This is a genomic window from Pseudomonas sp. MDT2-39-1, assembly GCF_054898085.1.
Genome location: NZ_CM142716.1, coordinates 3037626 through 3064063, shown reverse-complemented (window position 1 = coordinate 3064063; position 26438 = coordinate 3037626). Strand labels below are relative to the sequence as shown.

Here is a 26438-nt window from a genome sequence, read left to right as displayed (position 1 = left end):
TCTTGTCGATTTATTCATTGATATTGGCAACATTTCGGAATGCTCCTACATTCATAATATTTTATTTTTGGCATGCTTCACGTCCGCCTCAGGGGGCGAATCGGCAATGAATACAAGGTTTATTAAGGTGGCAGCGTCGGATGGCTCTATCTCAATGGTTTCCGGCCGGCTGGTCGAGAGATAAGCAATTAACCCGATCTCAGGGATTCCCCTGCTACATATAGGGCGATCTCCTACAGGAAATAAACACGCATCGTCTTGTTGTTTAATCGGATGCTTGCTAGTGGCCATCATTGTGATTACGATGCGCCCACTTGAAAGAGCACGAACTCAATTGGATGAGACTCATCGCAGCTCTTTGATACTGTCCCGCGCCGCTGCAACTGCAATTGGCGATCGACCGTAATCCTAATTAAAGGCCATGGATGTCCTACTCAAGCAAACTTTCTGCTCATTACCTTGAACTCGCAAAAGCCTCTGTTTCCAAAGAGAATTTCGCGGGCGAGGACGTTCGCTTTTCGAGCGAATATGAAGCACTTGAAAGCGAGCTGGCGAAAGCCTCGTCCATGCACGAAAGCGGTCAGATCGACTGGCTGAAAATCCGTGAAAACAGCGAAAACCTGCTGCGCACCCAGTCCAAGGATTTGCGCGTTGGCGCCTGGCTGACGTGGGCCTTGTACCAGCGTGAATCCTTTCAAGGCCTGTTGGCCGGCCTCGGTTTGTTGCACCACCTGTGCGAAAACCACTGGGCCGAAGTCCATCCGAACAAGGCCCGTACTCGCTCCGCTGCGATCAGCTGGCTGGTGCCGCGCCTCGAGCAGGTGCTGACCGAAAACGTCGCGATCAAAGAGCAGTTGCCGATGTTCCGGCGACTGGTCGAACACCTGGAAGGCCTCGATGCCGCTTGCACCGAGCACCTGGGTGACGACGCGCCGCTGCTGCTGCCGATCTCCCGCCGCCTGAAAAACATGGTGCAACGCGCCGCCGACAACCAGCCGGAACCCGGTGTGGTGGGCGCCGCAGTAGCCCAGGTCAAACAGGCCGCCACGCAACTGTTCACTCCCGGCGCGCCGATCGACAACGAAAAAGAAGCCCACAAGGCCCTGCGCGCCCAGCAGGAAAGCGCTCGTCCGTTGTGTGCCTGGTGGCTCAAGCAGAAAGCCACCGACCTGCGCGCCTTGCGCCTCAATCGCACGTTGCTGTGGTTGCCCATCGACGCGGTGCCTGAGCGCAACGCCGAGCAAATCACCGTGCTGCGCGGCTTGCCCGCCGACAAGCTCAAGGCCTATCAGGACCGTTACGATCAGGCCAAATACGCCGACCTGTTGGTGGAACTGGAGGCGAGCCTGGCGAAGGCGCCGTTCTGGTTCGATGGCCAGCGAATGGTCTGGGAATGCCTTCAGGGCCTGAACGCCGAGATGGCGATGCGCGAAGTGGAAATCCACTTCGCGCTTTTGATTCAGCGTCTGCCCGGCATCGTCGAATTGCGTTTCCACGACGGTGCGCCGTTCGCCGATCCGGCCACCCGCGCCTGGATCAGCGCCAACGTCATGCCGCACCTGCAAAGCGCCAGTGCGCCGCGCAAGGTCGAAGTCGCCGACACCCAGCCGGCCTGGGAAGTGGCGTTGGAAGAAGTCCTGCCGATCCTGCGCAAGGACGGCCTCAAGGCTGCCGTGCAGGTGCTCAAGCAGGGCCTGCAAAGTGCCCACGGCGGACGCGTGCGGTTCTTCTGGCAGTTCGCCCTCGCGCGGCTGTGCTTCATGGCCAAGAAATACGAACTGGCCAAGACCCAACTCGAAACGCTGGACCAAACATTACAGGACTCAGGCCTGAACGCCTGGGAGCCCGATCTTGCGCTGGAAGTGCTGCATTTGCTGCATAGCTGCTGCGAGTTGTTACCGCAGAACCATGCCGTACGTGAACGCAAGGAAGAGATTTATCGCAGGCTGTGCCACCTCGATCTCGAAGTGGTACTCGAATAGGCCCCAGGGCCACAACCGCAAGGAGAAAAGCCATGGCCAAAGAAGGCTCGGTAGCCCCCAAGGAACGCATCAACGTCACTTTCAAACCTGCCACCGGTGGTGCACAGGAAGAGATTGAACTGCCGTTGAAACTACTGGCAATCGGTGACTACACCCACCGCAAGGACGAACGCAAAGTCGAAGATCGCAAGCCGATCAGCATCGACAAGATGACGTTTGACGAAGTGCTGGCCAAGCAAGAGCTGAGCCTGACACTGAGCGTGCCGAACCGTCTTCAGGAAGATGGCGAAGCCGACGAACTGGCCGTGCAATTGCGCGTCAACTCGATGAAGGACTTCAACCCGGCCAGCCTGGTCGAGCAAGTGCCTGAGCTGAAAAAACTGATGGAACTGCGCGACGCGCTGGTGGCCCTCAAAGGCCCGCTGGGTAACGCGCCTGCGTTCCGCAAAGCCATCGAAGGCGTTCTCGCCGACGACGAATCCCGCGGTCGCGTACTGGGTGAGCTGGGCCTGAACGCCGCAGCCCAGGACGCCTGAGTCTCTATCAGCCAAGGAAGCCAACACAATGAGCACTAGCGCAGCACAGCAAAAGAGCAAAGAGAACGGCGAATACAGCATTCTCGACAGCATCATCGCCGAAACCCGCCTGACGCCGGACGACGAAGCCTACGACATCGCCAAGCGCGGTGTATCGGCGTTCATCGAAGAGCTGCTCAAGCCGCAGAACAACGGTGAGCCGGTCAAGAAAGCCATGGTTGACCGCATGATCGCCGAGATCGATGCCAAGCTCAGCCGTCAGATGGACGAAATCCTGCACCACCCTGACTTCCAGTCCCTGGAATCGTCGTGGCGTGGCCTGCAGTTGCTAGTCGATCGCACCAACTTCCGCGAAAACATCAAGATTGAAATCCTCAACGTCTCCAAAGAAGACCTGCTGGACGATTTCGACGATTCGCCGGAAGTGATGCAATCGGGTCTGTACAAGCACATCTACACCGCTGAATACGGCCAGTTCGGTGGTCAGCCTGTGGGCGCGATCATCGCCAACTACTTCATGTCCCCAAGCTCGCCGGACGTGAAACTGATGCAGTACGTGTCCAGCGTTGCCTGCATGTCCCACGCGCCGTTCATCGCTGCGGCCGGCCCGAAATTTTTCGGCCTGGAAAGCTTCACCGGTCTGCCGGACCTGAAGGATCTGAAAGATCACTTCGAAGGCCCGCAATTCGCCAAATGGCAGAGCTTCCGCCAGTCGGAAGACTCCCGTTACGTTGGCCTGACCGTGCCGCGTTTCCTGCTGCGTAACCCGTACGACCCGGAAGAAAACCCGGTCAAATCGTTCGTGTACAAAGAAACCGTCGCCAACAGCCACGAGCACTACCTGTGGGGCAACACCGCCTACGCGTTCGGCACCAAGCTGACCGACAGTTTCGCCAAATTCCGCTGGTGCCCGAACATCATCGGCCCGCAGAGCGGTGGCGCGGTTGAAGACCTGCCGTTGCACCACTTCGAAAGCATGGGCGAAATCGAAACCAAGATTCCTACCGAGGTATTGGTTAGCGACCGTCGTGAATACGAACTGGCCGAGGAAGGCTTCATCTCCCTGACCATGCGCAAAGGCTCCGACAACGCGGCGTTCTTCTCCGCAAGCTCGGTGCAGAAGCCGAAGTTCTTCGGCATTAGCGCAGAAGGCAAGGCGGCAGAGCTGAACTACAAGCTCGGCACCCAACTGCCGTACATGATGATCGTCAACCGCCTGGCTCACTACTTGAAAGTGCTGCAGCGCGAGCAACTCGGTTCGTGGAAAGAACGTACCGACCTCGAGCTGGAACTCAACAAGTGGATCCGCCAGTACGTGGCCGACCAGGAAAACCCGAGCGCCGAAGTCCGTGGCCGTCGTCCACTGCGCGCTGCCCAGATCATCGTCAGCGATGTCGAAGGCGAGCCTGGCTGGTACCGCGTCAGCCTGAACGTGCGCCCGCACTTCAAGTACATGGGTGCCGATTTCACCCTGTCGCTGGTTGGCAAGCTGGACAAAGAGTAAGCGGAGCCTAACTCATGACTGGATACGGCAGCCTTTTCGAACGCCTGGGTGGCGACGCGGACAAACGCGTCGGCTGGAGCCGCGAGGTCTCCGCCATGGCGTCCGTGGCTGCCCATCTGGCCAAGATGCTCAGCACCCGTGCGGGCAGCGTGCAAACGCTGTCCGATTACGGGCTACCCGATCTCAATGACATGCGTCTGAGCCTGCACGACTCCCTGAGTCAGGCCCGTCTGGCCATCGAAAATTTCATCGAAGCCTACGAGCCACGCCTGAGCAATGTGCGTGTCATCTCCCTGCCGCGTGATCACGATCAGCTTCGCCTGTCCTTCAGCATTGAAGGCTTGCTGGAAGTTGATGGTTTCAAGCGTCAGGTCAGTTTCGCCGCGCGCCTGGATGGCAGCGGTCAAGTCAAGGTCAACTAAGGAGATTCGTATGTCCGGCAAACCAGCAGCCCGCGTATCCGACCCCACCGCTTGCCCGCTCCCCGGCCACGGCACCAACCCGATCGCCGCCGGTTCCGGCGACGTCTTCTTCGACGGCCTCGCGGCCGCCCGCCAAGGCGATGCCTCGGCGTGTGGTGGTGCGATGTCGGGCGGGTTGGCGACGACGGTTTTGATCAACGGCAAACCGGCTGCGACGGTGGATTCCGTTGGGACCCATGGCAACAAGGTTACGGCCGGGTCCGGGACGGTGATTATCGGGAATTCGCATTCGCCGGTGCCGTTTGTTCCGCCGTTGCCGGTGGACATTCAGTGGCCGTTTAACGAGCACTTTGTGATCAATGATCAGGACACCGGGAAACCGTTGGCTGGGGTTGAGTACACCCTTAAGACAGCCTCGGGAAAGATCATCAACGGTGTGACTGGCGCAGATGGCAAGACTCAAACCGTTTTCTCTGCAACGCCAGAGGCGGTGGAACTGGTCATTGAACCCCAAACCAAGGTCGTGCTTGCTTAAACCCTTGAGTTACAAGGGCAGTTGCTAACGGTCTGAACGGTTATCAAGAAGGATTTTGAAATGGCAGCAACAACAGTGACATCATCGATGACTCCGGCGAGTAATAAAACCGGACAATCTACGGCTGTGCGTCAGTTCAAGATCACTGATATCCCAGACACCATGATCAAAATAAAGTGGCCGGTTGCTGCTGCTTTGATGAAGCATTGGTTCAATGGTAAGCCCTGGCCGACAAAAGACGGCGGTATGGATGATGCAGTGAAGAGGCATGATGTTTTTGCTCCTCAGGAATACATCGAAGAATCCATTGTCAAGATGAGTTGGATCAGCGGGTTTGATCGGGCGAATGCAGCTATTAAGCATTTGAGAGGAACTTGGAACAGTAAACTGGGGCTGGCGCAAATTAAGAAGAATGTGGGGCGAGCGTTTTCCGCTAAAGCACCTGGGTGTTATCCATTGGCGTTCAATGGTGTGGCCAGTGCTGCTGAAAAATTTGGCTATTTTAATAATAAAACAGTTGAGTTCGAACAAGCTGGATCTGATGACGTCAATGAGTTGCGTGGAGCGCTTGCGAATTTCAATCTTCGTGTTATTGCTGAAGGTTTGGTGGTTGTAACGAATAAAAATATTGTCTTTACACCTTCTCGTTTGGGCTTTTATATCGAAGATGCCTATGATTTCAATGACGGTGTTGTTCTTTTTAGTCAGATTCTAGGGTATTGGAATTTTGACAAGTTGATCACTGATCCCGTTGAAGGTGCTTCGGCAAATATGAAGCTGAACTATGAGATGAATACCATTGATTTTAATTCAAAAGCTGAGGCGACTAAAGAGCAAGTTGAGAAGCATAGAGCGGACTCGTTGCGTCGCTATCGAGAACTGGATAGTAAGCATTATATGTTAGTGCAGAATAGCGATTTTCGAGAGTTTAGAGAGATTAACAAAAAAGGCGGAGATTTTCGCGTTTATTCGGATGTTCTGTACGAGAGTGTGACAGCAGCTCCCATTGAGATACTTGTGAAATGAAGATTGCAAATAAATACTTCATGTGCGCTGTTGCATTAGTTGTTGGCTTGGTAGTTGCAATTGCGGTCATCGTAAATGGTATTTTGACCCGTGCCCCGGACGTGTCAAAACAAAGCCCGTCTGGGCAGTATTTGATCGAGTCGGTACCCGCCAGTTCGCTTCTAACTCCTCGAGACTCCGTATATTTGCGCTTCACTGATCGTGATCACCCCGATCAGACATACCGTACTCCGCTGTTCTCCGAGTTATCGCTGGATATGCGTGCAGATGAAGACGCAAAAACAGTTGGCGTTATATTTATCGAACTTGATAAGGAGAGTAAAAAATTCACACTAGGACTTTCCAATCCCAAAAGGCACTGGCTGGATTTTTTTATTAGCAATACCCCTTACGAGATAATAGACAATTAATGTTGATTTCAAGTCAAATACCGTCAATGTGGAGTAAGCGATCTCTCGCCGGTCGTACCTGCGCATTATTTTTTCTCTGTGCGTTTTTCGTGCTTGTTTGTTTTTTTTCTGTTTCCTTGAATGATATTTTTAAAAATAGAGCCAGCAGCTTTGTGATAAGCGAATCGGGGCATTACTTAATCGAGAATGTACCGGTGAGAGGTGCGCTTGTACCATTCGATGATTTGGCGTACCTGCGAATCACCGACAAAAGAGATTCGAACACAGTGTTTCGATCTCCTTTGTATTCGCGCAGCACTGTAGACATGAGTTCTCACGAGGATGATGTGATTGTCGGAGTCGTCTGGATCGATTTTTACAAACGCGATCAGAATTTTGGTATCAGGGCTCTGGACTGGAAAGCACATTGGCTCAACAGTTTTATCAGCAATACCTCATATGAAATTGTTGGGGGTAATTGAGGTGAGTGTCAGAGCGCTGGGAACGAAAAAGGGGACTGTCCCTAATATTCTACAAAGGGAAGTTTTTGCATGAGCGAAATTGAGGGGGTTTCGATGGGGCTGGTTGAGACCGATTGGTTTTTTATTTTAGCCAGTTTCTCTTTGCTCTTGGCATTGATCGGTCTGCGAAGCACAAGCCTCAACTCAAAATTGTACCGAACTCTGACGTTTCTCATGTTGATGATCTTTCCAGTTGTCGAAATATTAGGAATATATCTCCATATTTTGAGTGTGCCAGCTGCATGATAATTGCCGTACTCACATCGGCCACAAGCTCACCCGAATTCAATACCAGGCAGCTAACCAATGTCCTTTAACCACTACTACCAAAGCGAACTCACCGCACTTCGCCAGTTAGGTCGTCGATTCGCCGAGCGTAGCCCGGCGTTGGCGCCTTTCCTGGGTCAGGCCGGGCGGGATCCGGACGTGGAGCGGTTGCTGGAAGGTTTTGCGTTCCTGACCGGGCGCCTGCGCCAGAAGCTCGACGACGAGCTGCCGGAACTCAGCCATTCCCTGATGCATCTGCTGTGGCCGAACTACATGCGGCCGCTGCCGGCGTTCAGCATTCTGCAGTTCGATCCGTTGAAGCGTTCGGGGCCTGCGTTGATGGTCGAGCGCGATACGCCGGTCGAGAGCGTGCCAATCGACGACGTGCGTTGCCGCTTCCGCACCTGCTACCCGACCGAAGTCTTGCCCCTGGACCTGGCCGCGCTGAATTACTCGGTGAAGGGCGACGGTTCGCTGTTGAGCCTGCGTCTGGAGATGAGCGCTGACGGTCACCTCGGTGAACTTGAGTTGAGCCGTTTGCGTCTGCACTTCGCGGGCGAGCGTTACATCAGTCAGATGCTGTACCTCAGCCTGCTGCGCAATCTGGAAGGCATTGAGCTGATCCCGCTGGATGGCGCCGGCAAGCCTATCAACGGCGTCAACGGCATGCCGATGGCGTTCAAGATGCCCGGCGACCGTGTGCAGCCGGTGGGTTTTGCTGAAGAAGAAGCGTTGATCCCGTATCCGCTGAACACCTTCCGTGGCTATCGCTACCTTCAGGAATATTTCGCCTTCCAGGACAAATTCCTGTTCGTCGACGTCAACGGTCTGGACATGCTCAAGGCATTGCCGGAAGACACGTTGAAGCAGATGCGCGGTCTCGAATTGCGCTTCGATATTCGCAAGAGCGGCATCATGCGGATGCGTCCGACGCTGGACAACGTGAAGCTCTACTGCACGCCGATCGTCAACCTGTTCAAGCACGACGCCTTGCCGATTCGCCTCGATGGCAAGCAAGACGAATACCTGCTGCTGCCGGCCGAATTCGATCTGCAAAACTGCGGCGTGTTCTCGGTGGAAACCGTGACGGGATGGAAGCCCGGCGGCCTCGGTTATCAGGAGTACGTGCCGTTCGAATCCTTCGAGCACGACCCGAGTTTCGACGTACCCAACAGCCGTCCGCATTACAGCATTCGCCAGCGTTCGTCCCTGTTGCACGACGGCCTCGACACGTACCTGAGCTTTGGCATCCGCCACACCGAAGCCCACGAAACCCTGTCGATCGAGCTGATGTGCACCAACCAGAACCTGCCCAAAAAGCTCAAGCTCGGCGACATCAGCCAGGCCTGCGAAGAGACGCCGGAGTTCCTGAGTTTCCGCAACATCACCCCGGCCACGCCCAGTTATGCGCCGCCGCTGAATCGCGACTTCCTCTGGAAGCTGATCAGCAACATGTCGCTTAACTATTTGTCGCTGGCCGACGTCAATGCGTTGAAGGTGATTCTGGAAACCTACGACCTGCCGCGCTACTACGACCAACACGCGGAAAAAGTCAGCAAACGCCTGCTGGGCGGGCTCAAGTCGATCAAGCACCAACACGTCGACCGGTTGCACCGAGGGTTGCCGGTACGCGGGTTGCGCACCGAACTGACCATCGACCCGGAAGGGTATATCGGCGAGGGCGACCTGTTCGTTTTCGCCTCGGTTCTTAACGAGTTTTTCGCGCTTTACGCCAGTCTCAATTCGTACCACGAGCTGCGGGTAAAAAGCACACAGGGAGAGGTGTACCAATGGACACCACGTATGGGCCTTCAGCCGCTGCTTTAAGCGGACTGACCCGAGGAATACGCGAGTACTCGCTGTTTCAGGCCGTGCTGCTGGTGGTTGACCGGCTGCGCGAGGCCCACCCGCACCTGAGCCAGGACGATCTGTACGACCAGCTCGAATTCCAGGCCAACCCGAGCCTGGGTTTCCCGGGCAGTGACGTCGATCGCGTGGAGTTTTTCCACGAGCAAGGGCAGATGCGCGCGCGCCTGCGTTTCAACCTGATCGGCCTGGTAGGTTCCGGTTCGCCGCTGCCGGCGTTCTACGGTGAGCAGGCCCTGGGCGACAGCGAAGACGGCAACCCGACCCGTAACTTCCTCGACCTGTTCCACCATCGCCTGCAACGGCTGATGCTGCCGATCTGGCGCAAGTACCGCTACCGCGCCAGTTTCGAAAGCGGTGCCCTCGACCCGTTCTCGGCGCAGCTGTTTGCCTTGATCGGCCTCGGCGGCGAAGAGATCCGCAAGGCTCAGGAACTGAACTGGAAACGCCTGTTGCCGTACCTCGGCCTGCTCAGCCTGCGGGCGCACTCGGCGGCGCTGATTGAAGCGGTGCTGCGTTACTACTTCAAGCACGCCGAACTGACCATCGAGCAGTGCATCGAGCGCCGCGTGGAAATTCTCGAAGAACAGCGCAATCGTTTGGGCCGCGCCAACAGCCTGCTCGGCGAAGACCTGGTGCTGGGCGAACACGTGCGCGACCGCAGCGGCAAATTCCGCATTCATATCCGCGAACTCGACTGGCAACGCTTCCACGAATTCCTGCCGATCGGTTTCGGCTACCAGCCGCTGTGTGCGCTGGTGCGGTTCACCCTGCGTGACCCGCTCGATTACGACATTCGCCTGGTGTTGCGCCAGGAAGAAATCCGCGAACTGCGCATCGGTGAGCAAAACGCCTGTCGCCTGGGATGGACCAGTTGGCTGGGCCGCGAAAAAGCGGACGGCGTGGTGACCCTGGGCAGCAAAATTCATTAAGGACAGATGACCAATGATCAACGTAGACCTGCAACAACTTATCCAGGCGCTGGACGCCGAAACCCGTCGTGATCTGGAAAGTTCTGCCGAGCGTTGCGTCGCCCGTGGCGGCAGCAAGATCCTCGTCGAAGACTTGCTGCTCGGCCTGCTGGAGCGCCCGCAAGGCCTGCTCGCACGCGCGCTGCAAGACGCCGAAGTGGATGCCGGTGAACTGAGCGCCGCGTTGCAATCGCGGGTCGAGCACAGCGCCTCGCGCAACCCGGTGTTCGCCCCGGAACTGGTGCAGTGGCTGCAAGATGCGTTGCTGGTGGCCAACCTTGAACTGGGTCAGAGCCAGGTCGAACAGGCCGCGTTGATCCTCGCGCTGCTGCGCAACCCGATGCGCTACGCCGGCAGCCGCTACCAGTCATTGCTGGCCAAGCTGAACATCGAACGCCTGAAAGAATTCGCCCTGTCGCAGAAAGAGCAACCGGCCACCGGCAAACCGGCTGTACCGGGGGAGTCGCTGCTGGAGCGCTTCACGCATAACCTCACTCAACAGGCCCGCGACGGCAAACTCGACCCGGTGCTGTGCCGCGATGGCGCGATCCGGCAGATGGTCGACATCCTCGCCCGTCGCCGCAAGAACAACCCGATTGTGGTCGGTGAAGCCGGCGTCGGTAAAACCGCGATCGTCGAAGGCCTGGCCTCGCGCATCGCCGCTGGTGAAGTGCCGCAAGTCCTGAAAGGCGTGGAGCTGCTGTCGCTGGACATGGGCCTGTTGCAGGCGGGCGCCAGCGTCAAAGGTGAATTTGAACGCCGCCTCAAAGGCGTGATCGACGAAGTCAAAGCGTCGCCGAAACCGATCATCCTGTTTATCGACGAAGCGCACACGCTGATCGGCGCGGGCGGCAATGCTGGCGGTTCCGACGCGGCCAACCTGCTCAAGCCAGCCCTGGCCCGTGGCGAGTTGCGCACCATCGCCGCCACCACCTGGGCGGAGTACAAAAAATACTTCGAAAAAGACCCGGCCCTGGCCCGTCGCTTCCAGCCGGTGCAACTGCACGAACCGACCGTCAGCGAAGCGGTGACCATCCTTCGTGGGCTGGCTCAGGTCTACGAGAAGAGCCACGGCATCTACCTGCGCGATGACGCGGTGGTGGCGGCGGCCGAGTTGTCTGCGCGTTACCTCGCGGGCCGTCAACTGCCGGACAAAGCCGTCGATGTCCTCGACACCGCCTGCGCTCGCGTACGCATCAGCCTCGCCGCCGCCCCGGAAAGCCTCGAACGCCTGCGTGGCGAACTGGCTGAAGGTGGCCGTCAGCGTCAGGCCCTGCGCCGTGATGCCGAAGCCGGTTTGCTGATCGATCACGAAGCGCTGGACGCTTTGGAAGATCGCCTGGGCGCCGCCGAAGACGAAAGGATCGCGCTGGAAACCCTGTGGACCGAACAGAAAGAACTCGCCGAACGCCTGCTGGACTTGCGCCAGCAATTGGCCAAGGCCCGCGAAGCGGCTGCCGTAGAGCCGACCATCACGGTCGAAGAAGACGCCGAAGGCACCGTGATCGAAACGCTGCCGGTGGACGAAGCGCAAAGCGTCGAAACGCTGGAAGCCGCACTCAACGAAACTCACAAAGCGCTGACCGAACTTCAGGTCAAAGAACGTCTGGTGAGCTTCGAAGTCTGCCCGCGTCTGGTGGCTGAAGTGATCAGCGCCTGGACCGGTGTGCCATTGGCGCAACTGGCCCGCGAACACAATGCCAAGGTCGCCAGCTTCGCCACCGACCTGCGTACGCGCATTCGTGGTCAGGAGCAAGCTGTCCACGCCCTGGACCGCTCGATGCGCGCCACCGCTGCCGGCCTGAACAAACCTGACGCACCGGTCGGCGTGTTCCTGCTGGTCGGCCCGAGCGGCGTCGGCAAGACCGAAACCGCGCTGGCCCTGGCGGACTTGCTGTATGGCGGTGACCGTTTCATCACCACCATCAACATGTCCGAGTTCCAGGAGAAGCACACCGTCTCGCGCCTGATCGGTGCGCCACCGGGCTACGTGGGTTACGGCGAAGGCGGCATGCTCACCGAAGCGGTGCGCCAGAAGCCGTACTCGGTCGTGTTGCTCGATGAAGTCGAGAAAGCCGATCCGGACGTGCTCAACCTCTTCTACCAAATCTTCGACAAAGGCGTGGCCAACGACGGCGAAGGGCGCGAGATCGACTTCCGCAACACGTTGATCCTGATGACCTCGAACCTGGGCAGCGACCGCATCAGCGAACTCTGTGAAAATGGCGCACGCCCATCTGCCGAAGTCCTCGAAGAAACCATTCGCCCGGTCCTCAGCAAGCACTTCAAACCGGCGTTGTTGGCGCGGATGCGCGTCGTGCCTTACTACCCGGTCGGTGGCCCGGTGCTGCGCGAGCTGATCGAAATCAAACTCGGCCGTCTGGGCGAGCGTCTGAACCGTCGTCAGCTGGACTTCACTTACTCCCAGGACCTCGTTGATCACCTGGCCGAACGCTGTACCCAAAGCGACAGCGGCGCACGTTTGATCGACCACTTGCTCGACCTGCACGTGCTGCCGCTCGTGGCCGACCGCTTGCTCGACGCGATGGCTACTGGTGAAAACCTCAAGCGTGTCCACGCGACGCTCGACGGCGGCGCCAGTGTGACTTGCGAGTTCGCCTGAGGTGGGTGTGATGTTCACTCAAGTGCCGCAACCGCTGGTCTATGCCGAAGCCTTGCTGGCGCAGTTCGCCAGCCTGTCGCGCGCGGCAGACGGTGCTGCGCTGCTGGGTGACTTCGTGCGCGGGCTGGCCGAGCTCAGTGGTTGCGAATTGACTCAGCTGTACCTGCTGGACGCGACTCACACCTGCCTGGGGATGAACGCCGAGTGCCTCAACGGCATTCTGCAACCTCGGGAAGCGGCGAGCCTGCCGGCGGATTACAACGGTGAACAACTGCTGCAATTCGCCCTGTGCCAGAACCGCGTAGTGAGCCTCAGCGAGTTGAGCGGCAGCCTGCATGAAACCAGTTTCCTGCCACCGCAGGCCACGCCCTGGCAGTCGCTGTTGTGCGTGCCGATGGTCAATCAGCAGAAGGCCGTTGAAGGCTTATTGCTGTGCGCCAGTCGCCGGCACATCGACCTGCAAGGCTTCGCCGAATCCCTTGGGCAGCTGGGTTCGTTTGTACTCGGCCAACTGCATTTGCTGCAGCGTTTGCGTCAGCCGAGCGGTGACGTACGACCGATGAAGGTCAGTGTCCCAAGCGCCAGCGGTTACGGCCTGATCGGCAAGAGCAAGGCCATGCGCGAGACCTACTCGCTAATCAGCAAAGTCCTGCACAGCCCGTACACCGTGCTGCTGCGCGGCGAAACCGGCACCGGCAAGGAAGTGGTCGCACGGGCGATTCACGACTGCGGCCCGCGTCGGTCCCAGGCGTTCATCGTGCAGAACTGCGCGGCATTCCCCGAGAACCTGCTGGAAAGCGAACTGTTCGGCTATCGCAAAGGCGCGTTCACCGGCGCGGATCGCGACCGTGCCGGGCTGTTCGACGCGGCCAATGGCGGCACCTTGTTGCTCGATGAAATCGGCGACATGCCGTTGTCCCTGCAAGCCAAGCTGTTGCGCGTGTTGCAGGAAGGCGAGATTCGGCCGCTGGGTTCCAACGACACCCACAAGATCGACGTACGCATCATCGCCGCGACCCACCGGGATTTGTCGGTGCTGGTCAGCGAAGGCAAATTCCGCGAGGACTTGTACTACCGCCTCGCGCAATTCCCGATCGAGTTGCCGGCCCTGCGTCAGCGCGAAGGCGACATCCTCGACCTCGCCCGGCACTTCGCCGACAAGGCATGCTCGTTCTTGCAACGGGACGCGGTGCGCTGGTCCGATGCGGCGCTGGATCATCTGTCTGGTTATGCCTTCCCCGGCAACGTGCGTGAACTCAAAGGCCTGGTCGAACGGGCGGTGCTGCTGTGCGAGGGCGGCGAGTTGCTGGCCGAACATTTCTCCCTGCGCATGGAAGTCATGCCGGAAGACAACAGCCTGAACCTGCGCGAACGCCTGGAGCAGGTCGAACGCAGCCTGCTGCTCGACTGCCTGCGCAAAAACGACGGCAACCAGACCCTCGCCGCCCGCGAACTCGGGCTGCCACGCCGCACGCTGCTGTACCGCCTCGGGCGTTTGAATATCAACCTGGGTGATTTCGATGGCTGATCTCAGTTGCCGCTTCCCGGTTGGAATGCTACCTGTGGCCAGCGAATTTCCTGTGATGAGGAAGTTTTCTTTAGTGAGCGAGCTTCCTGTGGCGAGGGGATTTATCCCCGTTCGGCTGCGCAGCAGACGCAGTCCGGGAAATGCGGTTTGCCTGAATAAACGGTGCAATCAGCTTTGGGGCCGCTTCGCGACCCAACGGGGTGGTGCGGCATTCCGACAAGTCCCCTCGCCACAGGGGATCACCATCTCCCCGGTGATTGGCTATAGGCCCTGGAATAGAGCCTTCCAATCAACCTCATTCGTTTCTAACAGCGCCGCCCCAACGGGTCGGCGCTTTGTGCTTTGTCTACCCATGGAGACCCTCTGATGCCTGTTCGTCACTGGCAAGCCGTCCTGCTGACCCTCGTCGTTCTATGCGGCCTCGGCGGTTGCAGCGGCAATTACAAATTCAACGACAACACCTATCGCCCCTTGGGTGATCCGCAGGCGGTCAATCGCGGCAAGTGACCGCAAGGAGTATCACCATGGAACTGGTTTTCGAAATGCTGAACACCAAGCAGTTCGTGCCCACGGATTTGTGCCAGAAGACCTTCAAGCAGGCCGGTGGCGTGATTGGCCGGGGCGAGGATTGCGACTGGATCATTCCCGACCGCAAGCGTCATCTGTCCAACCACCACGCGGTGATCAGCTACCGCGAAGGCACGTTTTTCCTGACCGATACCAGCAGCAACGGTATCCAGGACAGCGAAAGCGGCGCGCGCCTGCGCAAGGGCGAAGCGATGCGTATCGAGCACGGCAGCGTGTACGTGCTGGGTGATTTCGAGATCCGTGCACGACTGGTGCGCGACCCGGCGACCTTCGACGTGGAAGTCGGCCGTCCGCAAGCGGCGGGCAGCATCATTCCGGATGATGCGTTTCTCGACCTCGATCCGCTGAACGCCCTGGATCAGCAAGAGCGCGTGTATTCGGAAATCGAAGAGTTGATCACCCCGAGCACCACCATCGAGGACACCCGTCAGCGCGCCGACTACGCGCGCATCGACATGGAAAGCCTGATGGTCCCAGAGCTGATCAACGCCCCGGCAGAGCCCGAGCCAGCCCCGGCGCCGAAAGCTGTCGTGCGGCAGAGCGAAGGTTTCTGGGAACACTTCGGCGCGGCACTGGGCGTGGACCTCAAAGGCCTCGACCACGACGCCCGCGAAGCCCTGGCACTGAACGCGGCACGCCTGCTCAAGCAGAGCGTTGGCGGTTTGCAGCAGAGCCTGCGCACCCGCAGCGAACTGAAAAATGAATTGCGCCTGGCCCAGACCACCGTGCAAGGCACCCACAAGAACCCGCTGAAATTCGCCGTCGATGCCGGTGAAGCGCTGGGCATTCTGTTGCAGCCGAACAAGCCGGGTCAGTTGCCGGCCGAGCAGGCGATCTCTCGTGCGTTCCGTGATTTGCAAGCGCACCAGGTGGCCTTGCTGACCGCCAGCCGCGCCGCCGTTCGCGGCACGCTGGAGCACTTCTCGCCACAGCAACTGACCCTGCGTTTCGAGCGCGACAACAAGCCGTTGCTGGCCACATCCGGCAGCCGCTGGAGAGCGTACGGCCGTTATCACCAGGCCCTGCGCCAGGACGATGACTGGAGCGAACGCCTGCTGGCCCGCGACTTCGCTCAGGCCTATGAAGAACAGATCCGTCTGATTTCCACCCTTCACACCGACCACCAAGGATGATGCGCATGTCTCGCTGCTCGACCGCTTTTTTCAAGACGCTGACGGCGTTCGCGGCCCTGGTGCTGCTGGCCGGCTGTTCGTCGCTGTCGCCGTATTCCCACGTCACTAAACTCAACCTGAAGCTCACCGCCAGCGATCAGCTGAACCCGGACCTCAACGGGCGTCCGTCGCCGATCGTCGTGCGTCTGTTCGAGCTCAAGCACCCGGTGACCTTCGAGAACGCTGACTTCTTCAGCCTGTACGAGCGCGCCAAGGAATCCCTGGCCCCGGACCTGGTGGCCAGCGAAGAACTCGAGCTGCGCCCGGGCGAAACCGTGGAAATGAAACTCAGCGTGGAGGAGGGCAGTCGCTACGTCGGCATTCTCGCCGCCTACCGTGACCTGCCCGAAACCAAATGGCGTTACACGGTGCAAGTTACCCCGGTGGAAGTCACCGACGCGGACCTGATCCTCGATCAGGCCGGCATTCGCAACAGCAACGAAACGCTCGCCAAGGCGGATGACTGAACATGAATTCCCATAAAGTCATTTGGCAGGAAGGCATGCTGCTGCGTCCGCAGCACTTCCAGCATAACGATCGCTATTACGACCACCAGATGAAGACCCGCACCCAGTTGCTGGGCAGCTACACCTGGGGCTTCCTGAACCTGGACATCGACTTGCAGTTCCTCAACATGGGCAAACTGGTGATCAGCCAGGCCTCGGGGATTCTGCCGGACGGCAGCCTGTTCGAACTCGGCGGCAACACTGAGCCGCTGGCCCTCGACGTGCCGCCGAACACCGGCAACACGCCAATTTACCTGGCACTGCCTCTGGTTACCGGCAACCACATCGAGGCCCGTCGCCCGGAGCAATCCGACGTGTTGGCGCGCTACACCGCGTACGAAGCGGAAGTGGCTGACTCCAACGCCGGCGACGATTCCGCCAGCCAGGTCAGCTGCGGCCGCCCGGACTTCAAACTGTTGCTCGGCGAGCAGCAGAGCGACCAGGCCTACGTGAAACTGAAGATCTGCGAAGTGCTCGACACCACGCCCGACGGCGTGATCAGCCTCGACCCGGATTTCGTGCCGACCTACATTCAGGCGCATTCGTCCAGTTACCTGCTGTCGTGCTTAAAAGAAGTGATCAGCATGCTCGGCCACCGTGGCGACACCATCGCCGAGCGGATTCGCTCCAACGGCAAAGTCGGTGGCGCGGAAGTCGGCGACTTCATGATGCTGCAACTGATCAACCGCACCGAATTGCTGCTGCGTCACTACCTCGGCCTGGAGCAGGTTCACCCAGAAGAGTTGTACCGCACGCTGCTGACCATGCTTGGCGACCTGGCGACGTTCTCCAGCGACAGCAAACGCCCGCGTCTGGACAGCCGTTATCAGCACAGCGACCAGGGCGCAAGCTTCCGCAAACTGATGGAAGCGATTCGTCAGGTGCTGTCGATGGTGCTCGAACAGCACGCCATCGAACTGGTCCTGCAAGCGCGTCAGTACGGGATCATCGTCTCGCCGTTGCACGACCACAAACTACTGGGCTCGGCCTCGTTCGTGCTCGCAGCCAGTGCCAACTGCGACTCCGAAGAACTGCGCCACCGCTTGCCGGCGCACCTCAAGGTCGGTCCGGTGGAGCGCATCCGCCAACTGGTCAACCTGCATCTGCCGGGCATCAAGGTCAAACCGTTGCCGGTGGCCCCACGGCAGATCGCGTTCCACTCCAACAAAACCTATTTCATTCTCGAACTCAGTTCCGAAGACCTGGCACAACTCGAGCGCTCCGGCGGTTTCGCGTTCCACGTGTCCGGCGAATTCGCCGAGCTTGAACTGAAATTCTGGGCCATCAGGAACTGACCGACATGATCAAGGACATGGAACATAACCAGGACGACAAAACCGTCCTGCTCGACCGCCAGGGCCACGGCCCTGCTTCGAGCCCGCTGACAGATTTCGCCGCACCGCCACGTTTCGAGCAGCTTGAAGAACGGATGATTTACGCCGCACGCTTGCGCCCGGCGGAATCCTTCAACATCAGCCTCAATTCGCTGGTGGCCGCTGCGTCCGATCTGTTGTCGGAAGTGGTGCGGCTCAAGCACAGCGATACCCGCGAAGACATGTACGCGCTCAACGAGCGACTGACCGCCGGGCTGAAACTGTTTGAAGTGCGGGCGCTGCACAACGGCGCCGAAAGCAGCCAGGTGATGGCCGCGCGTTACGTGCTCTGCACCGTGGTCGATGAAGCCGTCGTGACCACGCCGTGGGGCAACGAAAGCGAGTGGTCGCAGATGAGCCTGCTCAGCAGCTTCCACAACGAAACCTTCGGTGGCGAGAAGTTCTTCCAGCTGCTGGATCGTCTGTCGAAAAACCCGGTCAAGCACCTGCCGATGCTGGAGCTGATGTACCTGTGCCTGTCGCTGGGCTTCGAAGGCAAGTACCGGGTTCAAGCCCGCGGCATGCTCGAGCTCGAAGGCATCCGCGACGCCTTGTATCGCCAGATTCGTCAGTTGCGCGGCGACGTGCCTCGCGAGCTTTCGCCGCACTGGGAAGGCTTGAACGATCAGCGCCGCAGCCTGGTGCGCATCGTGCCGGCGTGGATGGTGGTGCTGTTCACCGTGGTCTGCCTGGTGGTGATGTATTCGGGTTTCGCCTGGGTCTTGGGCGAGCAACGCGAAACCGTTCTGCAACCTTTTCAGCAGCTAGATCCGGCCGCGGTCCAGCCGCCGTCGCAGCCGTAAACAGGGACGTGTGATGAAAAAGTTTTTCAAGAAAGTCGGCGCATTCTTGCGCAAGACCTGGGTCTGGACCTTGCTGGTGGTGCTGTTTGTCGCGCTGCTGGTGTGGTTCGCCGGGCCGCTGCTGGCCGTTGATGACTACAAGTTCTGGGAAGGTTCGACCTCCCGCTTGCTGACCATCAGTGTGCTGTTCCTGATCTGGGGCCTGACCATGGTCTTCGTCAGCTGGCGCGCTGGCGTACGCAAGAAAGCCATCGAAGACACGGAAGACGGCCAGGACCGCATTCGCCGTGAAGAGCTGATCGACGAAGAGCAGAAAGAACTTCGCGTACGTTTCAAGGATGCGTTGAAAACCCTGAAGACCTCGAGCCTGTATCGCGGTCGCAGCGAGCGCTGGCGCAGCGACTTGCCGTGGTACTTGCTGATCGGCCCGCAGGGCAGCGGCAAGACCAGCCTGCTGGACTTCTCGGGCCTTGAGTTTCCGATCAACAAGATCGACCGCAAGCTGACCCGCGACACCCTCGGCACCCGTCATTGCGACTGGTATTTCGCCGACCACGGTGTGCTGATCGACACCGCCGGGCGCTACCTGACCCAGCCGGACGCCGAAGTCGATGGCAGCGCCTGGAGCACCTTGCTTGACCTGCTGCGCAAGCGTCGTCGCAACCGTCCGTTGAACGGCGTGCTGGTGACCATCCCGGTTGAATTACTGCTGGGCAACAATGAACAAGACCTCGACACCCTGGCTCGCCAGGTGCGCGCGCGTCTGCAAGATGTGCATCAAAAACTGCACGTCGATGTGCCGATTTATCTGGTGCTGAGCAAGGCTGACAAGCTGCTCGGGTTCGACGAGTTCTTCGATCAACTGACCCGCGAAGAAAGCGATCAGGTGCTCGGCACCAGCTTCCGCAAAGAGCAGAGCGGCACCGACGTCGCCGTCCTGCGCGCCGAGTTCGAGGAGCTGCTGCGCCGCCTGAACAGCCAGGTCATCATGCGCATGCACCAGGAGCGCGACACCCAGCGCCGTGGCCGCATCCTCGACTTCCCGCATCAACTGGGACAGATCGGCGAGCGCCTGTGCCTGTTCGTGGACATGGCGTTCACCGGCAACCGCTACCAGCGTGTCAGCCAGTTGCGCGGTTTCTACCTGACCAGCGCACCGCACCTGACTCAAGAGATGGACCAGACCACCGCCAACATTGGTGCCAATCTGGGCATGAACGCCGGCATGCTGCCGACCTTGCGCAGCGGGCGTTCGCGCTTCATTCACCACTTGCTCAGTCGCGTGATCTTCCCGGAAGCCGATCTGGCCGGTCTGGACAAGCGCGAACGCAGCCGCATCCATTGGGGCCAGCGCGCCTTGTACGTCGGCGCTTTGGCGGCACTGGCGCTGTTCGGCATGCTGTGGGCGGGCGGTTTCTCCGCCAACTACGAGCGTCTGGAAAACCTGCGCAACCTGGCCACCAACTGGACGCAGCAACGCTCGGCCCTGACCGCGCGTGATGATTCCATGGCGGTGCTCAAGACCCTCGACACCAGCTACGCGGCGACTCAAGTCTTCCCGAAAAAAGGTGACGTGTCGTACCACGAACGTGGCGGCCTGTACCAGGGCGAAGAGGTCAATCCGGTGGTCAAGGACGCATACGAGCGTGAGCTCGAAGCGCAACTGCTGCCGAAGGTCGCAACGCTGCTGGAAGGACAGATCCGCGCCAACATGAAGGACCGCGAACGCCTGCTCAACAGCCTGCGCGCGTACCTGATGCTGAACATGAAGGATCGTCGCGATGCGGCGTGGCTCAAGGATTGGGTCGCCACTGACTGGTCCCAGCGTTACGCCGGCAACACCGCGGTGCAGAACGGTTTGAACACGCACTTCGAGCGCTTGCTCAAGCAGCCATTTATCTACCCGCTGAACGATCAACTGGTGGCGCAGGCGCGTCAGGTGCTGCGCAGCGAGTCGCTGGCCAACGTGGTTTACCGCATGCTGCGCGAGCAGGCCCGCAACCTGCCGGAATACCGTTTGAGCCAACACATGGGCCCACAGGCTTCGTTGTTTGTCGGCACCGATTACGTGATCCCAGGCTTCTACACCCAACAGGGCTATCAGCAGTATTTCTCGGTCCAGGGCAGTGCGCTGGTCACCGACATCCTGCGTGACAACTGGGTGCTGGGCGAGGGCGCGGGCATCAGCGGCATGGACTTGCGTCGCCTGATGGTCGAACTGGAGCAACTGTACTTCCGCGACTACGCCAACTTCTGGAGTGAAGCGGTCGGCCAGGTTGCCTTGCCACCGATCAACGATGCGGGCGAGGGTGCCGAGCAACTGGCGGGCCTGACTTCCGCCAATTCCCCGGTGCTGCAACTGCTGGTCGAAGTGCGCGAGAACACCCGTTTCCCGGCAGAAGCCGAACCGGTTGACCAAGCGGCTGATGCTGCTGGAGCGCTGGCAGACCAGAAAGGCAAGTTGGGCAAGCTGGGCAAACTGGCGTCTGCCGCAGCGGACCAGGCCTCGAACATGGCCGCGACCAAGAACCTGCCAGACACCGCGAAGAAATCCCTGCAACGTCGTTTCGAGCCGCTGCACCGTCTGCTGGATGACAACAACGGCCCGGCCGCTGATTTGACCCCGGCACTCGCGGCGCTCAATGACCTGCAACTGCAACTGGCGAGCCTGGCGCGTGCCAGTTCCCCGGATCAGGCCGCGTTCGAAATGGCCAAGACCCGAATGAGCGGCCAGCGTGATGCGCTGAGCGCCCTGCGCAATGCCTCCAACCGTCTGCCACGTCCGGTCAGCGTGTGGTTCAACGTCTTGGCCGAAGACACCTGGCGTCTGGTGCTGAACGATTCCTACCAGTACCTGAACCAGCGTTATCAGAGCGAGTTGTACAGCTTCTACGGCAAGGCGATCAACAAGCGTTACCCGTTCAGCGCCCACAGCACCAGCGACGTCGCGATCAGCGACTTCCGCGAGTTCTTCAAGGCGCAGGGCATCAACGATCGCTTCTTCGAGACCTACATGCGTCCGTTCGTCAGTGGCGATCCAGGCAACTACCGCCTGCGCACCATTGACGGTCACAGCATGCCGATCTCCAAGGTCTACCTCGACCAGATGGCCGCCGCCCAAGTGATCCGCCAGAGCTTCTTCTCGATCAACCCGGCCGAGCCGCAAGTGCAGTTCAAACTGGAGCCGTACACCCTCGACCCGGCCGTCAGCCGTTCCGAGTTCAAGTTTGGCGACAAAACAATCGAATACCGTCACGGCCCGATCGTGCCGGTGTCGTTCAAATGGCCGACCGATGCTGAAGACGGTCGCACCAGCCTGGTCCTCGACAAAATGGCCGGCCGCCCGATCGGTATCGAAAAGAACACCGGCCCTTGGTCGCTGTTCCGTCTGTTCGACCTGATGCAGACCGAGTACCTGAGCGGTCGCGACGTGCTGGTGCTGAAAGCTGACGTAGGCGGCCTGCGCGCCAATTACCTGCTCAGCAGCCAGCGCACGCCGAACCCGTTCGACATGGGCGTGCTGCGCACCTTCCGTATGCCGGTGCAGCTCTGATGCTGGTAGCCAGTCCTTGGCGCAGCGCTGCGCGTACCGATCCGGGCAAGGTTCGGGCGCGCAACGAAGATGCTTTTCTCGACTGTCCACAGCAGGGGCTGTGGGTGGTCGCGGACGGCATGGGCGGTCATCAGGGTGGCGACATCGCCAGCCAGTTGATCGTCGCCAGCCTGGCGGAATTGCCGGTGCAGGACGGCTTCGACGAACGACTTAAGGGTATTCGCCAGTGCCTGCACTGGTTGAATCGCCGCTTGGGTCAGGAGTTGACCGTCACCGCCGGGCGCCACGACAGCATCATGGGCAGCACCGTGGTGGCGCTGCTGGTGGAGGGCAATCGCGCGGCCTGCATCTGGGCCGGCGACAGCCGTTGCTACCTGTGGCGTGGCCAGCGTTTGTATCAGCTGTCCAAGGACCATTCGCTGCAACAGCAACTGATCGACGAGCAAAACATGAGCATCGAAGACGCCCGTGCGCATCCGTCGGCCCATGCCCTGACCCGTGCGGTCGGGGCCGCCGATGTGCTGACGCTGGACGTGCTCGAACTCGAGGTTTACCCCGGCGATACGTTTCTGTTGTGCAGCGACGGTTTGTACCAAGGGCTCAGCAGCGATGCCTTGGGCAATGCCCTGAGCCTGACCGCGCCGCACGTTGCGTTGGAGCGTCTGTTCGACGGCGCCCTGCGTGGCTCGGCCCGGGACAACCTGACTGCCGTGGTGATCCGACAATGACCCAACTCATGCCGCCGCTCGACGACCTGCTGGTGACCGACGAAGAGGCCAGTAACCTGACTTACTTTGCGTTTGCCCCGTCTCTAAACGGAAAGCCGCATAAAGCAGAACCCGCGCTGGCGCCGACCAAGGCCAGCGTCGGCGAAATGCCCGACGTGCTCGCAGGCCGTTACCGCATCGAGCGTCTGCTCGGTGCCGGCGGCATGGGCGCGGTTTACCGAGCACGGGACTTGCTGAGCGAACAGTTCGGCGATCCCGACCCTTACATCGCGCTGAAAATCCTCAGCGAAGAATTTGCCGAATCGCCGGATGCCAGCGCCTTGCTCTACAGCGAGTTCGCCCTGACCCGACGACTGCGCCACGACAACGTGCTGCGACCGCACACCTTTGAAGTGGACACCGACTGCCAGCGCGCCTTCATCACCATGGAACTCATGCGTGGGCTGACCCTGGACAAACTGCTCTGCGAGCGGCCCCTGGGCCTGCCGTGGAAAGAATTGCGCGACATCGCGCTGCCGCTGCTCGATGCGCTGGCTTACGCCCACGCTCGCGGCGTGCTGCACGGTGACATGAAGCCGAGCAACGTGATGCTCAGCGAAGAAGGCGTGCGCCTGTTCGACTTCGGCCTAGGTCAAGCCGAAGAGGGCATCCTTCCCGGCCTGCCACACCTGAGCCGCGACCGCTTCAACGCCTGGACCCCGGGCTACGCCGCCGCGGAACTGCTCGAAGGCCAACCGCTGTCGGCCAGCGCCGATGTGTATGGCGTGGCCTGCGTGCTCTACGAACTGGCGGGCGGCAAACACCCGTTCCGCCGCTTGTCGTCGATTGAGGCCCGCGACGCGCACCTCGACCGCGAACTGCACGCACCCCCGAATCTACCGAAACACTGCTGGCCAGCCCTGCGAACGGCGCTGGCTTTCGATGCGGCCAAGCGCACCATCACCGCCGCCCAACTGCGTGACGCCTTGGGCGCCACTTCGTCTTTGCTGCAACGCCTGCGACTGCGGGCGTAACGGATGACTACCGAACAGGGAGCAAGCAATGTTCAACCCGTCTAACGAAACCCACTTCAGCCTCACCGTCGAAGACTACGTGGGCGACCTGCAAGTGCTGTCGTTCACCGGCACCGAAGGCATCAGCCAGCCGTATCGCTTCGACCTCGAACTGGTCAGCGAAAACCCCGATCTGGACCTGGAAAAACTCCTGCACAAACAGGCGTTCCTGGCGTTCGATCCGCAAGGCTCCGGCATCCACGGCCAGATCTACCGCGTCGCCCAAGGCGATGCCGGCAAGCGCCTGACCCGCTACAAAGTCTCCCTGGTGCCGCAACTGCAATACCTGCATCACCGCACCAACCAGCGCATCTACCAGCAGATGTCGGCGCCGAAAATCATCGCGTTGATCCTCGAAGAACACGGCATCAAAGGCAACGCCTACCGCTTCCAGCTGAGCACCCCGTGCCCGGACCGCGACTACTGCGTGCAATACGACGAAACCGACCTGCATTTCGTCCAGCGCCTGTGCGAAGAGGAAGGCATTCACTACCACTTCCAGCACAGCGAAAAAGCCCACCTGCTAGTGTTCGGCGACGACCAGACCGTGTTCCCGAAGCTCGGCCAGCCGACGGCCTACGTGCAAGGTAGCGGCATGGTCGCCGACGAACCGGTGATCAAGGGCTTCAAACTGCGCCTCGAAACCCGCACCGGCCGCGTCACCCGCCGCGACTACGACTTCGAAAAACCACGTCTGCAACTCGAAGCCGCCTACAAACCCGACGGCGAAAGCACCGAACCGGATCTGGAAGACTACGACTACCCCGGTCGCTTCCTCGACCGCGCGCGCGGCAAATTCCTCAGCCAACGCGCCCTCGAACGCCACCGCGCCGACTACCAGCAAGCCGAAGGCCACGGCGACCAGACCAAGCTGATCAGCGGCCACTTCCTGGAAATGTCCGACCACCCGCGCACCGAGTGGAACGACCTCTGGCTGCTCACCGAAATCGTCCACGAAGGCAAACAACCGCAAGTCCTCGAAGAGTCCGTGACCAGCGACACCACCGACAACAAAGACGACTTCCACCAGGGCTACCGCAACCGCTTCCTCGCCACCCCGTGGAACGTGTTCTACCGCCCCGCGCTGCAACACCCCAAACCCCGCGTCCTCGGCAGCCAGACCGCCATGGTCACCGGCCCCAAAGGCGAAGAGATTCACTGCGACCAATACGGCCGCATCAAAGTGCAATTCCACTGGGACCGCGAAGGGCAGGCCGACGATAAAACCAGCTGCTGGATGCGCGTGTCTTCGAGTTGGGCCGGGGATCGGTATGGCGCAATCGTCATTCCGCGTATCGGGATGGAAGTGCTGGTCACGTTCCTTGAAGGGGATCCCGATCAGCCGTTGGTGACCGGGTGCCTGTATCACAAGGAAAACCAGGTTCCCTACGAATTGCCGGCGAACAAGACTCGCACCGTGTTCAAAACCCTCAGCTCACCGGGGGGCGGGGGGTTTAATGAACTGCGGATTGAAGACAAGAAGGGTGCGGAGCAGATCTTTATTCATGCCCAGCGGGATTGGGATGAAAACATTGAGCATGATCAGAAGATTCGCGTGGGTAATGAACGCCACGATACGGTGGTGAAGAACACCTACACCGAGCTGAAGGCGGAAGAGCATCGCACCACGATTGCCGACCGCAAGGTTGAAACGCGGCTGGATGATCACCTGACGATTGGGCAGAACCAGCATGTGAAGCTGGGGACTGCTCAGCTGACGAGTGTCGGGAAAGAGATTCATCTGAAAGCTGGGGCGAAGATTGTTATTGAGGCTGGCACCGAGTTGACCATTTTGGGGGGTGGGAGCTTTATCAAGCTGGATGGCGGTGGGGTGACGGTTGTTGGGCCGGTGGTGAAGATTAATGCGGGTGGTTCGGCGGGCTCGGGGACAGGGATAGGTATCAAGCCGCCAGTGTTGCCGGGGGCTGCGGATAAGGATAAGGCGGGGAGTTTGATGGATCAGGCGTTGGGGAATGTGGTGCCTGGGAAGGTTAAACCGAAGGCCTTTTTTGTGTTTTCTGAGTGATTAGTAATTCAACTAAAGGATCTGCTTATGAACTGTCAATTGCGCATCACTCTCGCACTTGTTATATCCGCGCTAGGGCTTTTTTCAAGCAGTGCGATTGCAGGCGGAGCTGATGTAAGTTCATGCCCATCGAAGGACTTTTCAGCTTTTTTAGCTGCTTATTTGGAGAGCTCTTCGGTGCAGCGGGAGTTTACTCATACCCCCTTGAAAAAATTAATAACGGTAGACGCCGAGCCTGAGCCAGAGCAAAAAATAGTTTTTTTGGAAAAAGAAAATCTGAAGTTCCCTATAGTTCCTGGGAAAGAGAAACGAACTGCTGACGGTCTTGAAGTCAAAGTTCTAGAGGCGTCCAACGGTATTGCAAAAATAAAAATTGAAAAGCCAGATACCGATTACCAGGTTTTCTATACATTTAAGTTGGAATTGTGTTGGTTTTTGGATGAAGTTCAAGATTACTCGCTTTGATA

General features: G+C 59.3%; 23 protein-coding genes. All 23 read left to right on the top strand.

Annotated features, from left to right (window positions below; translation table 11 throughout):
* Positions 1–425 precede the first annotated feature (425 nt).
* The gene (tssA, locus tag ACYZTM_RS14670; RefSeq protein WP_131062492.1) at positions 426–1982 is read left to right on the top strand and encodes a type VI secretion system protein TssA; all 1557 of its coding nucleotides are present in this window, start codon (positions 426–428) and stop codon (positions 1980–1982) included.
* Positions 1983–2014: 32 nt separating this feature from the next.
* The gene (tssB, locus tag ACYZTM_RS14665) at positions 2015–2518 is read left to right on the top strand and encodes a type VI secretion system contractile sheath small subunit (protein WP_019650069.1); all 504 of its coding nucleotides are present in this window, start codon (positions 2015–2017) and stop codon (positions 2516–2518) included.
* A gap of 28 nt (positions 2519–2546) precedes the next feature.
* Entirely contained in the window at positions 2547–4022 is a 1476-nt protein-coding gene (tssC, locus tag ACYZTM_RS14660) for a type VI secretion system contractile sheath large subunit (RefSeq protein WP_109626782.1), read from the top strand.
* A gap of 14 nt (positions 4023–4036) precedes the next feature.
* Positions 4037–4444: a type VI secretion system baseplate subunit TssE gene (gene tssE, locus ACYZTM_RS14655; protein ID WP_008150080.1), complete on the top strand. Its 408-nt coding sequence runs from the start codon at positions 4037–4039 to the stop codon at positions 4442–4444.
* 10 nt (positions 4445–4454) lie between these two features.
* Positions 4455–4979 carry a PAAR domain-containing protein gene (locus ACYZTM_RS14650; RefSeq protein WP_131062491.1) on the top strand — a complete coding sequence of 175 codons (525 nt, stop codon included), beginning with the start codon at positions 4455–4457 and terminating at the stop codon, positions 4977–4979.
* 60 nt (positions 4980–5039) lie between these two features.
* On the top strand, positions 5040–6005 hold the full coding sequence (locus ACYZTM_RS14645; RefSeq protein ID WP_461989039.1) for a DUF6402 family protein: 966 nt from the start codon (positions 5040–5042) through the stop codon (positions 6003–6005).
* A complete protein-coding gene (locus tag ACYZTM_RS14640) occupies positions 6002–6415 on the top strand; it encodes a hypothetical protein (protein ID WP_131062489.1) in 414 nt (137 codons plus the stop codon). The genes ACYZTM_RS14645 and ACYZTM_RS14640 overlap by 4 nt, the downstream gene beginning before the upstream one ends.
* Positions 6415–6876, top strand: coding sequence for a hypothetical protein (locus ACYZTM_RS14635; protein WP_461989038.1), 462 nt, complete (start codon positions 6415–6417; stop codon positions 6874–6876). The genes ACYZTM_RS14640 and ACYZTM_RS14635 overlap by 1 nt, the downstream gene beginning before the upstream one ends.
* Positions 6877–6945: 69 nt before the next feature.
* Positions 6946–7161: a hypothetical protein gene (locus ACYZTM_RS14630; protein WP_256656994.1), complete on the top strand. Its 216-nt coding sequence runs from the start codon at positions 6946–6948 to the stop codon at positions 7159–7161.
* 60 nt (positions 7162–7221) lie between these two features.
* Positions 7222–9009, top strand: a complete 1788-nt coding sequence (gene tssF, locus ACYZTM_RS14625; RefSeq protein WP_461989037.1) for a type VI secretion system baseplate subunit TssF — start codon at positions 7222–7224, stop codon at positions 9007–9009.
* Complete coding sequence (gene tssG / locus ACYZTM_RS14620; RefSeq protein WP_461989036.1) at positions 8973–9980, top strand: type VI secretion system baseplate subunit TssG; 1008 nt, start codon at positions 8973–8975, stop codon at positions 9978–9980. Before tssF ends, tssG begins: the two co-directional genes overlap by 37 nt.
* A gap of 13 nt (positions 9981–9993) precedes the next feature.
* On the top strand, positions 9994–12642 hold the full coding sequence (tssH, locus tag ACYZTM_RS14615) for a type VI secretion system ATPase TssH (RefSeq protein ID WP_461989035.1): 2649 nt from the start codon (positions 9994–9996) through the stop codon (positions 12640–12642).
* Between the two features lie 10 nt (positions 12643–12652).
* Positions 12653–14170, top strand: a complete 1518-nt coding sequence (locus ACYZTM_RS14610) for a sigma-54 interaction domain-containing protein (RefSeq protein WP_461989034.1) — start codon at positions 12653–12655, stop codon at positions 14168–14170.
* A 366-nt stretch (positions 14171–14536) separates the two neighbouring features.
* Entirely contained in the window at positions 14537–14677 is a 141-nt protein-coding gene (locus ACYZTM_RS14605) for a type VI secretion protein (RefSeq protein ID WP_092276060.1), read from the top strand.
* A gap of 17 nt (positions 14678–14694) precedes the next feature.
* The gene (gene tagH, locus ACYZTM_RS14600) at positions 14695–15891 is read left to right on the top strand and encodes a type VI secretion system-associated FHA domain protein TagH (RefSeq protein ID WP_461989033.1); all 1197 of its coding nucleotides are present in this window, start codon (positions 14695–14697) and stop codon (positions 15889–15891) included.
* A gap of 5 nt (positions 15892–15896) precedes the next feature.
* Positions 15897–16397, top strand: coding sequence for a type VI secretion system lipoprotein TssJ (gene tssJ, locus ACYZTM_RS14595; RefSeq protein ID WP_131062483.1), 501 nt, complete (start codon positions 15897–15899; stop codon positions 16395–16397).
* Between the two features lie 2 nt (positions 16398–16399).
* Positions 16400–17731 carry a type VI secretion system baseplate subunit TssK gene (tssK, locus tag ACYZTM_RS14590; RefSeq protein WP_131062482.1) on the top strand — a complete coding sequence of 444 codons (1332 nt, stop codon included), beginning with the start codon at positions 16400–16402 and terminating at the stop codon, positions 17729–17731.
* A 5-nt stretch (positions 17732–17736) separates the two neighbouring features.
* Entirely contained in the window at positions 17737–18612 is an 876-nt protein-coding gene (gene icmH, locus ACYZTM_RS14585; protein ID WP_131062481.1) for a type IVB secretion system protein IcmH/DotU, read from the top strand.
* 13 nt (positions 18613–18625) lie between these two features.
* Complete coding sequence (gene tssM / locus ACYZTM_RS14580) at positions 18626–22165, top strand: type VI secretion system membrane subunit TssM (RefSeq protein ID WP_461989032.1); 3540 nt, start codon at positions 18626–18628, stop codon at positions 22163–22165.
* Entirely contained in the window at positions 22165–22893 is a 729-nt protein-coding gene (locus tag ACYZTM_RS14575; RefSeq protein ID WP_131062479.1) for a PP2C family protein-serine/threonine phosphatase, read from the top strand. Before tssM ends, ACYZTM_RS14575 begins: the two co-directional genes overlap by 1 nt.
* On the top strand, positions 22890–23906 hold the full coding sequence (locus ACYZTM_RS14570; RefSeq protein WP_165557500.1) for a serine/threonine-protein kinase: 1017 nt from the start codon (positions 22890–22892) through the stop codon (positions 23904–23906). The genes ACYZTM_RS14575 and ACYZTM_RS14570 overlap by 4 nt, the downstream gene beginning before the upstream one ends.
* Positions 23907–23934: 28 nt before the next feature.
* Entirely contained in the window at positions 23935–25971 is a 2037-nt protein-coding gene (locus tag ACYZTM_RS14565) for a type VI secretion system Vgr family protein (protein ID WP_461989031.1), read from the top strand.
* A 27-nt stretch (positions 25972–25998) separates the two neighbouring features.
* Positions 25999–26436: a hypothetical protein gene (locus ACYZTM_RS14560; RefSeq protein ID WP_461977889.1), complete on the top strand. Its 438-nt coding sequence runs from the start codon at positions 25999–26001 to the stop codon at positions 26434–26436.
* The last annotated feature ends 2 nt before the right edge of the window (positions 26437–26438 follow it).